Source organism: Sphingopyxis sp. GW247-27LB (assembly GCF_002277025.1).
Taxonomy (GTDB): Bacteria; Pseudomonadota; Alphaproteobacteria; order Sphingomonadales; family Sphingomonadaceae; genus Sphingopyxis.
This window is the reverse complement of sequence record NZ_NIWD01000008.1, coordinates 84,971-98,569: the sequence shown is the minus strand read 5'-3', so window position 1 is coordinate 98,569 and position 13,599 is coordinate 84,971. Positions and strand designations below refer to the sequence as shown.

Here is a 13,599-nt window from a genome sequence, read left to right as displayed (position 1 = left end):
CCGGATCGGTCGCATGGTCGGCGCCGCGGCGCTGCCGGCGGGGATGCTGATCCTCGTCGCGCTGATGGTGATCCCGGTCTCGCCGACGATCCTCGACATCAGCTTCGTCGGCAACATCATGATCAGCCTCGCGATCCTGATGGTCGCGCTGTCGGCGTCGAAGCCGCTCGATTTTTCGGCCTTTCCGACCGTGCTGCTGCTCGCGACCTTGTTCCGCCTCGCGCTCAACGTCGCCTCGACGCGCGTCGTGCTCGTCCACGGCCACGAAGGCACCGCGTCGGCGGGCCATGTCATCGAGGCGTTCGGCCAGGTGCTGATCGGCGGCGACTATGTCGTCGGCCTGTTCGTCTTCGTCGTGCTGATGATCATCAACCTCGTCGTCATCACCAAGGGCGCCGGGCGCGTCTCCGAAGTGTCGGCGCGCTTCACCCTCGACGCGCTGCCGGGCAAGCAGATGGCGATCGACGCCGACCTCAACGCCGGCCTGCTGACCCCAGAGGAAGCGAAGGCGCGGCGCCAGGAGGTGGCGACCGAGGCCGACTTCTATGGCTCGATGGACGGCGCTTCGAAATTCGTGAAGGGCGACGCGGTCGCCGGCCTGCTCATCCTGTTCGTCAATATCGTCGGCGGGCTGATCCTCGGCATGGCGAGCCACGGCCTCTCCTTCTCCGAAGCCGGCAGCACCTATGTCACGCTCGCGATCGGCGACGCGCTCGTCGCGCAGATCCCGGCGCTGCTGCTGTCGATCGCCGCCGCCGCGATCGTCACCCGCGTCAATTCGCCGCTCGACCTGTCGGGTCAGATCGGCAGCCAGTTCGCCTCGCCGCACGTCTGGATGGCGGTCGGCGGCATCCTCTTCGTCCTCGGTCTCGTCCCCGCGATGCCGCAGATGCTGATCCTGCCCGCCGCCACGCTGGCCTTCGCGCTCGGCTGGCAGATGCGCCGCGCCGCCGCCGAGGCCGAAGCCGCGCCGCCGCCCGCCGCGCCCGCCGCCGACCCGCACCATATCGAATGGGCCGACGTCAGCGACGCGAGCCCGTGCCAGCTCGAGATCGGCTATGCGCTCGTCGCGCTGGTCGACGAGCGCAAGGGCGCGCCGCTGATGGGACGCATCACCGGCATCCGCAAGCAATTGTCGAAGGAGCTCGGCTTCGTCATCCCCGCGGTGAAGGTCGCCGACGATCTGTCGCTGCCCGGCAACGCCTATCGCATCTCGGTCGCCGGAGTGATCGTCGGCGAGGATGAAATCTTCCCGAACGAGATGCTCGCGCTCGATTCGGGCGATCTCGTCACCCCGGTCAGCGGGCGGCCGTGCAAGGACCCGACCTTCGGGCTCGACGCGCTGTGGATCCCGAAAAGCGGCCAGAACGACGCGATCGCGGCGGGCTATACCGTCGTCGACCCCGCGACGGTCGTCGCCACCCACCTCAACAACAGCATCATCGCCTCGGCGTCGGAGCTGTTCGGGCTCGACGACGCGCAGGCGCTGATCGACCATCTGAAGCTCCATTACCCGCAACTCGCCCAGAATCTGAGTCCGCAGGGCTATGCGCTGCCGCGCGTCGCGGGGCTATGCCGCACCTTGCTCGAGGAGCGCGTGCCGCTGCGCGATTTCCGCAAGATCGCAGAGGCGATGGTGACGCTGGCGGGCCAGCAGCTCGCCGACGTCGAACTGGTCGAGGCGGTGCGCCAGCGAATCGGGGCGCTGATCATCCAGACGATCGTGCCCGCGCGCATGCCGCTCCCCGTCGTCACCTTCAACCCCGAGGTCGAGATGCTGCTGAACCAGGCGGTGCGCGCCAATCCGGGCGCCGAATGGCCGTTCGAGCACGGCATGGCGATGAAGATCCTCGGCGAGATCGGCCAGGCGGTCGAACCGTTGCTGCTCTCGACGCGCAGCTTCGCGCTCGTCGCCTCACCGATCTGCCGTCCGGCGCTGTCGCGGCTGGTGCGCGCGACTTTTCCCGACGTCGCGGTCATCTCCTACCTCGAAATCCCCGCCAACAAGGCGACCGAGATCGTCGCGACGATCGGCGCCGAGCCCGCGCGCCTTTCGCACGAAGCCGCCGACCAGATGAAGGATCAGCCGCATGAGATTTGAGCCTGCCGAACAATTCGGCGCGGGCGCGGGCGCCCCCGCCCTCCACGCCGCGCATGCGCTCCGCGCGCACGGCTATGGCGAAAGCGTCGAATCGCTGGTCGAGGAGCATGCGCCGCTGGTGCGCAAGATCGCGTGGCAGGTGTTTTCGCGCGTGTCGCGGACGAGCGAGCTCGACGATCTGATCCAGACCGGGCTGATCGCGCTGATCGAGGCGAGCCGCCATTATGAGGAGCGCGGCTATGCCTTCGCCACCTATGCCTCGACGCGGATCCGCGGCGCGATGATCGACCAGCTGCGGCGCGAGGCCGATGTCGGCCGCTCGGCGATGACTGCGGGCAAGCGCCTTCAATCGGTGCGCCACACGCTCGAACAGCATCTGATGCGCGCGCCGACCGCGGCCGAAATGGCCGAGGCCTTCGACCTGTCGGCGGAGGAATATTTCGCGCTCGAAAAGAGCGCGACCTATGGCCGCTCGACCTCGCTCGACGCACTGACCGACGGCGGGGCCTTTCTCGTCGCCGACGCGGCGGATGCGGGCGACGCCTGCGAGCGCGAAAGCACGCTCGCGGCGCTCCAGGCCTGCATCGCAAGGCTTCCCGAACGCGAGCAGTTGGTGCTCCAGCTCTATTTCTTCGAGGAGCTGAACCTGCAGGAGATCGGCGTCACCCTCGACGTCAGCGCGGCACGCGTGTGCCAGATCAAGCGCGATGCGATGGCGCGGATCGAAACGATGATGCGCGCGATGACGGAATGATCGAAGCGGTGCCGGCCCACCCTCCTCCTTTGCGCCATCACGCCGCGCGGCGCTGCTGGTCCACCCAGGCGTTATTCACCGCGTCGAAATAGGCCATCATCCGCGCTGCCCCCTCGTCGGTCAGCCGGACGATCGAGCGGCGGCGGTCCTTCTCGTCGAGCGTGCGCCGGACATAGCCCTGCTGTTCGAGCGCCGCGATCATGCGGAGACCCGACGACAGCGGAACCTCGGCACCAGTCGCGAGGTCGCTTGCGCTGAGCAGGCGGCCGTGGGTGCGCGCGAGCATCAGGTCGAGCATCATGTCCCAATTGGCGCCCGACATCTGCGCGCCGGCAAAATGGCTCTTGCGGATTCGCCGCATCTGGATGTTGAACGCGACCCGATCGACCAACTCGGGCGGCGACGCGGCCGGGCGATCGACGTTTCGCTCGGCAGGCGCCTCGCTTTCGCGGCTGCCCAGCAGTTGCTGGATCTGGTCGATCCGCGACTTGATCTCGGAAATCTCGAGATTCGAAAATTGTTGCATATGCGACCCCCTGGGCGTGATTCGCTCACGCTCCGACGTCGCCCCTACGCCCCGCCGAACTCGATGCATAGAGGATGACGAGCAGGATCGGGTAGGAAATATACATCGAAAGGAGCGCGTAGGGACGCGCCAATATCTCCGAGAACATCAGCTTCTGAAGGTGCCCGAAGATCGCGATAAGCTGCCAGCCGGTAATCCAGTAGGGCCAGAAGCGTTGCGTCCGAAGGGCGATGAACCAGAAGCTGGCGAGCGCCACCAGGTCGATGACGAAGATATTGATCTCGATGTCGGTCCATTGCGGAGCAGGCGACAGGATTGTTGTAGAGACCGAAGCGATCAGTGCCGTGAAGGCCGCCCATTTTTCGAGAGGGCCGCCGCGGCGCACCGCGACGACCACCGTGAGCAGCAACACGCCATAATAGATCGCCACGGTTCCCATGCGATCGTTCGGTCCTTACGACGCCCGAGCGAACGCAGGCGCAGCGGCGCCGTCGTTGCTGCCGGGGTCGACGAGACGAGCCTCGGGTGGCTTGACGCCGGCGCCGAACATGCGCGCGCCGAGCCCGACCTCCTTCTGCGTGACGGTCAATGCCATGTGCGCGTCGGTGAGCAACTGGCGCACTTCGCCGGCGGCGGCGAGCGCGTTGGCGACCTTCGCCATCGCGTCCTGGCCGACGATCGCCGACATGTTGGTCTCACGGCGCGCGGCAGGCAGCGTCGCGGCGAGCTGCGCGATGCGGATCATCGTCTCGTCGATGGCGTCTTCGGCCCGGTGCAGCTCGGTGGCGATCTTCTTTGCTGCGGAAACACGTTGATTCAGCATAGTTTCTGGTCCTTGCAAAGGAATGCCACCGGTTTCCCCCCCGCAGCATTCGGTTCGAACATTCAGGTCAAAACCCGACCGAGTCCGACAAGGATCGAATAAAGGGCGGAGAAAGCCAAAATGGTCGCGAGTGCGATCAGAATCGGCCAGACAATCCGTTCCATCAACCCATGCCGGTTGGTCGGCTGGGATGCTGTAGGAAAAGGCAGGCCGATATCGAAGACCCGCCGCAACGAACTGCGCCCCTCTTCCGCATCGGCCGCGGGCGGCGGCTCGCCTAGCTCGGCCAATTGATATCTCAATGATTGATAAGGGGTAACATGGTCGAAGACACCGTTACTCGCCAAGAGGCGAGCGGCCTCCACTCTGTTGGAAACATTCAGTTTTTTAATGGAACGCCGCACCCGTTCGTCGACCGTGTGCGGCGAGACGTCCATGATGCGGGCGATTTCCTTGGAATTTTTGTGCTCAAAAACATGGCGCAACGTTTCGATCTGCGCGGCAGAAAGGAGACTGATATAATTGTCAGGATCACCTTGCACGCGGCAGGGCATAGAGCATCAGGGGTCGAAATCAAGTTAGGGTGATAAGTGATTCGCGCACGACACGGCATGGCGGAACGGCTGCGGGCTGCGGTAAATGGCGGCGGCGGGCAGCCTCGCGCCTCCGCCGGCCGAACCCGGCGGCAGGGTAAATTATTTTTTAACCCGGCGTGGCGGGCATGACGCGCCTCGGCGCTCTTCTCGCCGGCGGGCAATCGCGTCGCTTCGGCAGCGACAAGGCGCTCGCGGTCTGGGATGGCCGGCCGCTGATCGCACACGCGGCGGCGATCCTCGCGCGTCATGCGGACGAGGTGGTCGTCTGCGGCCGCAGCGAAAGTCCCCTTCCGCTGTGCCACCTGCCCGACCGCCCCGCGCCGGGGCTCGGCCCGCTGGGAGGCCTGTGCGCCGCGCTTCATCACGCCGCCGAGGCCAGGCATGACGCGGTGCTCTCGCTCGGCTGCGACATGCCGCGGATCGACGATGCGCTGCTCGACCGCCTCTGCCGCCCCGGAATCGGCCGCTACCTGATCGAAGCACCGATCGTCGGCTGCTGGCCTGCAGCGCTCGCCGAAGCCTTGACGAACCATCTAGCCGAGGGCGGCGATGGCGCGGTTCGGCGATGGGCGGCGCAGGCGGGGATAGAGGGTATCGCAGCGGGCGTACCGCTCGCCAATCTCAATTCGCCCGCCGATCTGGCGGCGCTGCGCGGCGGTGGCTGATCAGCTCTCCGGGCCCCAGGCACGGTAGAAGGTGTCGAGCGCCGCGTCGATCTCGGCCGCGAGGCGAGCGCTGTCGGCACGGCGCGCCTCGGGCAGGTTGAGCAAGGTGAATTGGTAGAGCCCCGACTGGCAGAGTCCCGCGAGATGATAGACCGCCTGCAACGGGTCGCCGCGGCGCAGCTCGCCGCGCGCCATCTTCTCCGCGACCCAGACGGCGAGCCGCGCCTTGCCGCGGCGCGGGCCCCGATCGTAGAAGGTCTCGGCCAGATGCGGGAAGCGCCGCGCCTCGCCGACGACGAGCTGGTAGAGTGCGAGCAGCGGATCCGAGGTCAGCGTGGTGATCAGCACCAGGCAAAAGCGGCGGAGCACCGGAAGCACCGCCTCTTCGGCGGGCAGCTCGACCTGGAGCGCGGCGCCATAATATTGGACGATATCGTCGACGACCGCCTCGAACAGCGCCTCCTTCGACGGGAAATAGGTCCACAGCGTCGTCTTCGATCCCCCGACCTTGCCCGCGATCGACGACATGGTCGTGCCGGCATAGCCGTTCGCGAGAAACGCCTCGCGCGCAGCATCGACGAAAGCCTTGCGCCGCACCGCCGCGGCATCGTCCCCGGAAACCGTACTGACTGGTATCATTTCGATTGACAACCCAACTCCTGACGCTATTGGGCGCATGATACCAGCTAGTATCGTTGGACGCCATGCCCCGTTTCATTTTGACGACAACCGCGCTCCTCGGCCTGCTCGCGGGCTGCGCCGCGCCCGATCTGGGACCCAAGCCGGTGCCCGCGGCACCCGAATCGCTCGCGTCCGACGCGAGCTTCGCCGGCGCGGCTGGGGCGTGGCCGGTCGAGGGCTGGTGGCAGACGTGGGGCGACCCGCAGCTGGGCACGCTGATCGCCGAAGGGCTCGCGGGATCGCCCGACATCGCCGCGGCCGCCGCGCGCGTCCGCGCCGCCGAGGCGCTGGCGCAGCAGGCGGGCGCCGCGCTCCTGCCGCGCCTTGGCGCCGAAGCCGGGGCCGGGGGCGTCCAGCAGAGCAAGACGATGGGCATCCCGCCGCAATTCGTCCCCGACGGCATTCAGGACACCGGCCATGTCGCCGCGACCTTTTCCTTCGACCTCGACCTGTGGGGCCGGAACCGTGCCGCGCTCGCCGCCGCGACCTCGGAGGCAGAGGCGGCGCGCGTCGATGCCGCGCAGGCGCGGTTGATGCTGACCACCGGCATCGCCGCCGCCTATGCCGACCTCGCGGGCCAATATGAGGCGCTCGACGTCGCCCAGGAGGCCCTGCGCGTGCGCGGCGCGAGCGCGCGGCTTTCCGCCGACCGCACCCGCGCGGGACTCGACAATCAGGCGAGCGCCAGCCAGGCCGACAGCCGCGCCGCCTCGGCGCGCGGCGACATCGCCGCGCTCGAGGAGGCGATCGCGCTGACCCGCAACCGGATCGCCGCGCTCGTTGGCGCCGGGCCCGACCGCGGGCGGTCGATCGCGCGGCCGGCCCTCGCCGCTCCCGCGGTCGACCTCCCCGCCGGCGCGGGGATCGAGCTGATCGGGCGGCGTCCCGATATCGTCGCGGCGCGGCTGCGCGCCGAGGCGGCCGCGAAGCGCATCGACGTCGCGCGCGCCGATTATTATCCGAACATCAGCCTGTCGGCGCTGATCGGCTTCCAGTCGCTGGGCCTCGGCAACCTGTTCGACGCCGGGTCCAAATATGGCAATGGCGGCGCGGCGATCAGCCTGCCGATTTTCGAGGGCGGACGCATCGAGGGCCGCTATCGCGGCGCGCGCGCCGACTATGACGTCGCGGTCGCGCGCTACGACGGCACGCTCGTCGCCGCGCTGCGCGACGTCGCCGACATCGTCGCGAGCCGCGGCGCCACGGCGCGCCAGCTCGGCGAACGGCGCGCCGCGCTCGCCGCCGCCGCCAACGCAGCCAAGCTCTCTGGGCTTCGCTATCGCGCGGGGCTCGACAACCAGCTCGCCCAGCTCACCGCCGAGGACAGCATGGTCGCGCTGAGCCGCTCGGTCGCCGAACTGGAAGCGCGCCAGCGCGCGCTCGACATCGCCCTGATCCGCGCGCTCGGCGGCGGCTATCGGGGCCAGACCGCAACAGGAGAATGACGATGGCCGACGACGCGGCTACGGCCGCCCCCACCCCTCCCCAAGACGCTCCCGAAAGCGACGAGGCGAAGGAGGCGCGGCTGGCGAAGCGCAGAAAGCTGCTCCGCATCCTCGCGATCACGGTCATCACGATCGCGGCGCTGTGGGGCCTCTGGTATTTCCTGACCCAGGCGGGCCGTGTGTCGACCGACAACGCCTATGTCGGCGCCGACAGCGCCGCGGTCACCGCGCTCGTCTCGGGACCGGTTCAGGAGGTGCGCGTCAGCGGCACGCAGGCGGTGAAGAGGGGCGATATCCTGATCATCCTCGACGATGCCGATCAACGCATCGCGCTCGCCGATGCCGAGGCGGCGCTGCGCCAGGCGCGCCAGCGCTATGGCCAGGCCGATGCGACCGCCGACGCCGCACGCTCGCGCGTCGCGGCACGCGGGGCAGAGATTTCTCAGGCGCAAGCGCGGCTGCGCGACGCCGACGCGACGGTCGAGCGCGCCCGCGCCGAGCTGGCGCGGCGCGAGAGCATCGCCGGCACCGGCGCGGTATCGGGCGAGGAGCTGACCGCGGCGCGCGCGAGCCTGAAGCAGGCGCAAGCGGCGCGCGACCTCGCCGCGGCGGGGGTCACCTCGGCGCAAGCGACGCGCGGCTCGGCCGCGGGCGATCTCGGCGCCGCTGAGGCAGTCGTGCGCGGCACGACGATCGACACCGCCCCCGACGTCGCGGCGGCGGAAGCCCGGCTCGACAAGGCGAAGCTCGACCTCGCGCGCACGGTGATCCGCGCCCCGGTCGACGGCATCGTCACCAACAAGCAGGTGCAGGTCGGCCAGCGGATCGCCGCCGGCGCCCCGATCATGGTGATCGTGCCGATCGCCACCGCCTATGTCGACGCCAATTACAAGGAAAGCCAGTTCAGGAAGATCCGCGTCGGCCAGCCGGTCGAGCTGACCTCCGACTATTATGGCGGCGACGTCGTCTATCACGGCAAGGTCGTCGGCATCGCCGGCGGCACCGGCGCCGCCTTCTCGCTGATCCCGGCGCAGAATGCCACGGGCAATTGGGTGAAGGTGGTACAGCGCCTGCCGGTGCGCATCGCGCTCGATCCCAAGGAATTGAAGGCGCACCCGCTGCGCGTCGGCCTGTCGATGGAAGCGACCATCGACACGCGCGGCCGGTAGGACGCGATGGCCAGCGCCGCCGCCTCGACCCTTCCCGCGGAGCCGCAACCGCTTACGGGCATGCGGCTGATCGCCGCTGCCTTCGCGCTCGCGCTCGCCAATTTCGTCGTGGTGCTCGACACCACCATCGCCAATGTGTCGGTGCCGCATATCGCGGGCGGCCTCGCGGTGTCGCCGACGCAGGGAACGTGGGTCATCACCAGCTACGCGGTCGCCGACGCGATCAGCGTGCCGCTTACCGGATGGCTCGCCGCGCGCTTCGGCACGGTGCGCTGGTTCCTGATCTCGATCGCGGGCTTCGGCCTCTTTTCCTTCCTGTGCGGCGTGTCGCGCACGCTCGACGCACTGATCCTCTTCCGCGTCCTGCAGGGCCTGTCGGGCGGGCCGCTGATGCCGCTGTCGCAGATCCTGCTGCTGCGCATCTTTCCCAAGGAAAAGGCCGGGGTCGGGCTCGCCATCTGGGCGATGACCACGACCACGGCACCGATCCTCGGGCCGATCCTCGGCGGCGTGATCAGCGACAATTGGAGCTGGCCGTGGATTTTCTTCATCAACCTGCCGGTCGTCGCGATCTGCGCCTTCGGGGTCGGCAGCATGCTCGGCGGGTTCGAGACGAAGCGGGTCAAGGCGCGCATCGATACGGTCGGACTCGTCCTGCTCGTCGTCTCGGTCGGCGCCTTCCAGATCATGCTCGACACCGGACGCGAGCACGACTGGTTCGGCTCGACGTGGATCGTGGGTCTCGCGATTCTCGCGGCGGTCAGCTTCGTCGCCTTCGTCATCTGGGAGTTGACCGACGCCAATCCGGTCGTCGATCTGCGCGTCTTCCGCTTTCGCGGCTTCAGCTTCGCGACGCTCGCCATATCGCTCGGCTTCGGCGCCTTCTTCGCGCAGGTCGTGCTGACGCCGCTCTGGCTGCAGCAGGTCGCGGGCTATACCGCGACCGACACGGGCTTCGTGGTCGCCTGGCTCGGGGTGTTCGCGGTGCTGCTGTCACCGGTCGCGGCGGGATCGATCGGCAAGGTCGACATCCGCCTGACGATCAGCGCCGGCATCCTCTGGATGGCCTTCATCTCGACCCTGCGCGCGGGCTGGACCGCCGACGTCGATTATTGGACCCTGGCATGGCCGCACGTCCTGCAGGGGATCGGCATGCCCTTCTTCTTCGTCGGGCTGACCGCGCTCGCGCTGTCGAGCGTGCCGGCGCAGGACCAGACCAATGCCGCGGGGCTAATGAGCTTCCTGCGCACGCTGAGCGGCGCCGTCGGCACCGCGATCGCGACCACCGCCTGGGACGATTCGAGCGCCTCGGCGCGCGCGCAGCTCGTCGCGACGATGAACGACGCCGGCGGCGCGATGGACAAGCTCCAGCAGGCTGGGCTGACCCTCGAGCAGGCGCGCGCTGCGGTCACCCGCATGGTCGAGGTGCAGGCCTCGACGCTGGGAGTGCTCCACCTCTTCCTCGCGGCGGGCGTCGTGTTCGTGATCGCCGCGATCGCGGTGTGGTGCGCGCCGCGTCCCAAGCAGGTGTCGATGGGCGCCTCGCATTGAGGCTACGAAGCAGGGGGCGGGCAAAGCCCGCCCGCCCACCCGTCAGAAGTTGAACTTCGCGGTCACGCCATAGCTCGGGCTGCGGCCGGGGAAGCGCACCGCCGTGTTCGCGTTGGTCGCCGCCGACATCCAGTAATAGGTGTCGGTGATATTCTTGCCCCAGATCGACACGTCCCACTTGCCGTTCCGGTCATAGAGGGCGAGGCTGGCGTTGAGGATGCCGTAGCCCTTGATCTGCAGCGGCGCGAAATCCTCGATCGTGCTGCCGGTCTTCGACTGGTAGCGCCCGTTGAGAATCGCGCGGACGCCGAGCCGGTCGCCGACCGGCGCGTCGTAGGTGATCGTCGCGGCGCCCGAGAATTTGGGGCTGTAGGGGAAGGCGAAGCCGTCGAAGTCGAATGGCTGGCCGGCGGCGTTGATCCCGACATAGCCCTGGATCTCGGTCTTGAGCCAGGTCGCTGCGAGACTGAGGTTCAGGCTGTCGGCGACGTCGATGCTGACGTCGCCGTCGAGGCCATAGGCGCGCGACTTGGGAATATTGTCGAGGCGCAGCAGCGTCGTGTAGATCGGGTCGGCGAAATAGACCGCGAGCTGCTTGTCGCGATAGTCGTAATAGAAGGCCGCGAGGTTGAGGTGCACCCGCCGGTCGGCAAGGCCCAGCTTGGTGCCGACCTCATAAGCGGTGAGCTGTTCCTGCCGCGCCGGGCGGTTCTGCGTTGCGATGTTCGCCGCGTTGACCGGGGTCGATCCCGATTTGTAGCCGCGCGACACCGAGGCATAGAGGAGGGTGTCGTCTCCCGGCTCCCACGTCAGCGCGCCGCGCCACGCGACATTATCCTCCTTCAGCGTCGAGGTGACCGCCCCGAAGGTGCCGGTGTCGACGTCGAAGGTGTTGCACTGGTTCGCGGTGATCGGCGGGGTGAAGACGCCATAGACCTGGAAGAAGAAGGCGCGGTTGAACAGGTTGACGTTGGGCAGCATCGAATCGCCGATCGAACGCGAACAGCCCTCATATTCCTGCCGGTCCTTCGTGTAGCGGACGCCGGTGGTCGCCTTCAGCGTCTCGGCGAGCTGCCAGTCGGCGCTCGCGAACAGGCTCCACGTCTCGGTGTCGAACGCCGCCTGGTCGCGATAGGTGCGGAAGGATTGCGCGACGTCGGCGGCGGTGTAGCCCGGCGAATTGAACGGCGTGTTCAAGAGACCAAGCTGGACGATCAGCGCCCGGATCGCGCCGACATTGGCGTTCTGGCCGAGCAAGGTCTGGTTGGTGTCGGTCAGCGTGTCGTTGGCGTAATAGCCGCCGACTACCCATTCGGCAGGGCCGGTCGATCCCTGGAAGCGCAATTCCTGCGAGATGCTCTCGATCCGGCCTTCGGCGTGCTGGATCAGGATCTCGTAGGGCGCGCCGCTCCAGTCATATTTGGCGTCGCGCTTGACCCGGTTGTAGCCGGTCAGCGAAATGAAGCTGAGGTCGTCGGTGAGGTCGAACTGGATCAGCCCGCGCAGCCCGATGAAGTCGCTGTCCTCCTGGAGCGGGCCGTCGATCCCCGGGCCGATGCCGATATCGGCCCCGCGCACCGAACGCGGCGCCCAGTCGGCGCTGTTCGAATCCCAGCCGCCTGCATTGGCGGCGACATATTGCGGCAGGCCCGCTGCGTTGAACAGGCTGAACACCGTGCCGCTGGCGGGGTCGGTGTTCGGCGTGAAGCCGACCGCCTGCCCCGCGAGCGTGTCGGACTTGTTGACCCAGATATTGCCGCCGATCTCGATCTTCATGCCGTCGACCGGCTCGGCGGTCAGCGTCAGGCGCCCGCCATAGCGATGCACTTCGCCGAGCTTCTCGTCGCGCGAAATGCTGTGCTGCCATCCTTCCCAACTGTCCTCGGTGCGGAAGGCGAAGCGCGCCGCGACCGCATCGCCGAGCGGGATATTGAGGAAAGCCTCGCTGTTGAGCGTCTGCTGGCTGCCGCCTTCGACCGTGACCCCGCCCGAAAATTCCCCGAACTTCGGCTTGGCGGTGATGAAGTTGACGAGGCCGCCGGTTGTGTTGCGGCCATAGAGCGTGCCCTGCGGTCCCTTGAGCACCTCGACGCGTTCGAGGTCGTAGACAGGCCCGCTGTTCATGAACGGATAGGCGAGCGCGACCTCGTCCTGATAGGTGCCCACGGTCGAGGTCGCCGACAGGTTGATCGTGTTGAAGCCGATGCCGCGCAGCGTGTAGATCGGAATCCCCTGATATCCGCGCGAGACGTTGAGGCTGGGCACCACCGCCTGCAGATCCTCGGTCGAGGTCACGCGCAGATTCGCCAGCGTGTCGCCCGAAAAGGCCTGGATGGCGAGGCCGACATCGTCGATCGCCTCGGCGCGGCGCTGTGCGGTCACCACGATCACGCTGTCGTCAGGCGCCGTCGCTTCGCCATCCCTCGCCTCCTGCGCACAGGCCGGCGTTGCCGCCAGCGCCGCGAGCCCGATGCCCGCCAGAAGAAGCGACCGCTCGATCATGCTCATCCAAACCCTCCCATTGCGATTCTTATCAGACGTGATAGTTATCATTGCTGATAGAGATTGCAACAGCAATTGCAATTTCGGACGAGGGATGGTCTGTCGGGCGCAAGGAGCGAAGATGGCCAGCGCAAGCGAAAAAACCGAAAGCCGGACGCGAGGGTCGATTCGCGAAGCTCTGCTCGACGCGGCGAGCGCGCTGATGCGCGAACAGGACAAGATCGACGTGGGCATCGTCGACATCGCGGCGCGCGCGGGCGTGAACCACGGAATGATCCGCTATTATTTCGGCGACAAGGAGGGGATGCTCGCCGCGCTGCTCGACCGCGACGTGCTGCGCGCGATCCGCCAGCTCGACGCGCTGTTCCGGCTGAACGTCACCCCCACGACACGGATGCGCATCCATCTGGAGGGCATCGTCGACACTTATTACCGCATCCCCTACCTCAACCGGCTGATCCAATATATGGTCCGCGACGCCGAGCCCGAGCGCGTGCGGCACATCGGTGACGAGCTGCTCAAAAAGATCGCGGGCGCGCAGGCGCGGATCATCGAGGAGGGCATCGCCGCGGGCGAATTCCACGACGTCGACCCCAAGCTCTTCTACTTCAACACGATCGGCGCCGCCGACGGCCTCTATTCGAACCGGCTGACGCTGCAGGTGGTGTTCGAGGGGAAGCCCCACGCCGACGACGATCTGCACGCGCGCTATCGGCAGCATACGGTCGAGACATTGCTTGCGGGGCTGGTGAAAAATTATCAGACTTGATAATTTTTGTCGCGCAG

The 13,599-nt window shown here is 67.4% G+C and carries 13 protein-coding genes; 7 read left to right on the top strand and 6 right to left on the bottom strand.

The features are described from left to right. Positions 1-13 precede the first annotated feature (13 nt). Entirely contained in the window at positions 14-2,101 is a 2,088-nt protein-coding gene (gene flhA, locus CD928_RS08090) for a flagellar biosynthesis protein FlhA (RefSeq protein WP_255247137.1), read from the top strand. Continuing rightward, positions 2,091-2,855: a sigma-70 family RNA polymerase sigma factor gene (locus CD928_RS08085; RefSeq protein ID WP_095386600.1), complete on the top strand. Its 765-nt coding sequence runs from the start codon at positions 2,091-2,093 to the stop codon at positions 2,853-2,855. The genes flhA and CD928_RS08085 overlap by 11 nt, the downstream gene beginning before the upstream one ends. Positions 2,856-2,892: 37 nt before the next feature. Here the strand turns inward: CD928_RS08085 and CD928_RS08080 are convergent, their stop codons facing one another. The 4 genes from CD928_RS08080 to CD928_RS08065 form a co-directional block, all read right to left on the bottom strand. Continuing rightward, positions 2,893-3,381, bottom strand: coding sequence for a winged helix DNA-binding protein (locus CD928_RS08080; protein WP_095386599.1), 489 nt, complete (start codon positions 3,379-3,381; stop codon positions 2,893-2,895). 25 nt (positions 3,382-3,406) lie between these two features. After that, on the bottom strand, positions 3,407-3,820 hold the full coding sequence (locus CD928_RS08075; protein WP_095386598.1) for a hypothetical protein: 414 nt from the start codon (positions 3,818-3,820) through the stop codon (positions 3,407-3,409). A gap of 15 nt (positions 3,821-3,835) precedes the next feature. Beyond that, on the bottom strand, positions 3,836-4,204 hold the full coding sequence (locus CD928_RS08070; RefSeq protein ID WP_095386597.1) for a hypothetical protein: 369 nt from the start codon (positions 4,202-4,204) through the stop codon (positions 3,836-3,838). Between the two features lie 62 nt (positions 4,205-4,266). Further along, positions 4,267-4,746 (bottom strand): response regulator transcription factor, encoded by a 480-nt coding sequence (locus CD928_RS08065; protein WP_255247082.1) that lies wholly within the window; start codon positions 4,744-4,746, stop codon positions 4,267-4,269. A gap of 179 nt (positions 4,747-4,925) precedes the next feature. On the opposite strand from CD928_RS08065, the gene CD928_RS08060 reads away from it, so the two are divergent. Next, positions 4,926-5,465, top strand: a complete 540-nt coding sequence (locus CD928_RS08060; protein WP_095386595.1) for a molybdenum cofactor guanylyltransferase — start codon at positions 4,926-4,928, stop codon at positions 5,463-5,465. On the opposite strand, the gene CD928_RS08055 is transcribed toward CD928_RS08060, so the two are convergent. Then, positions 5,466-6,116, bottom strand: coding sequence for a TetR/AcrR family transcriptional regulator C-terminal domain-containing protein (locus CD928_RS08055; RefSeq protein WP_095386594.1), 651 nt, complete (start codon positions 6,114-6,116; stop codon positions 5,466-5,468). It lies immediately after the preceding gene. A 53-nt stretch (positions 6,117-6,169) separates the two neighbouring features. Here CD928_RS08055 and CD928_RS08050 point away from each other — a divergent pair, with 53 nt between their 5' ends. The 3 genes from CD928_RS08050 to CD928_RS08040 are packed head-to-tail and all read left to right on the top strand — an operon-like array spanning position 6,170 to position 10,311. Continuing rightward, complete coding sequence (locus CD928_RS08050) at positions 6,170-7,591, top strand: efflux transporter outer membrane subunit (protein WP_095386593.1); 1,422 nt, start codon at positions 6,170-6,172, stop codon at positions 7,589-7,591. Positions 7,592-7,593: 2 nt separating this feature from the next. Next, positions 7,594-8,760 (top strand): HlyD family efflux transporter periplasmic adaptor subunit, encoded by a 1,167-nt coding sequence (locus tag CD928_RS08045; protein ID WP_095386592.1) that lies wholly within the window; start codon positions 7,594-7,596, stop codon positions 8,758-8,760. A gap of 6 nt (positions 8,761-8,766) precedes the next feature. After that, the gene (locus CD928_RS08040) at positions 8,767-10,311 is read left to right on the top strand and encodes a DHA2 family efflux MFS transporter permease subunit (protein ID WP_095386591.1); all 1,545 of its coding nucleotides are present in this window, start codon (positions 8,767-8,769) and stop codon (positions 10,309-10,311) included. A gap of 42 nt (positions 10,312-10,353) precedes the next feature. On the opposite strand, the gene CD928_RS08035 is transcribed toward CD928_RS08040, so the two are convergent. Then, positions 10,354-12,819, bottom strand: coding sequence for a TonB-dependent receptor (locus tag CD928_RS08035; protein ID WP_095386590.1), 2,466 nt, complete (start codon positions 12,817-12,819; stop codon positions 10,354-10,356). A 115-nt stretch (positions 12,820-12,934) separates the two neighbouring features. Between CD928_RS08035 and CD928_RS08030 the strand changes: the two genes are divergently transcribed. After that, a complete protein-coding gene (locus CD928_RS08030) occupies positions 12,935-13,582 on the top strand; it encodes a TetR family transcriptional regulator (protein ID WP_176473518.1) in 648 nt (215 codons plus the stop codon). Positions 13,583-13,599 lie beyond the last annotated feature (17 nt).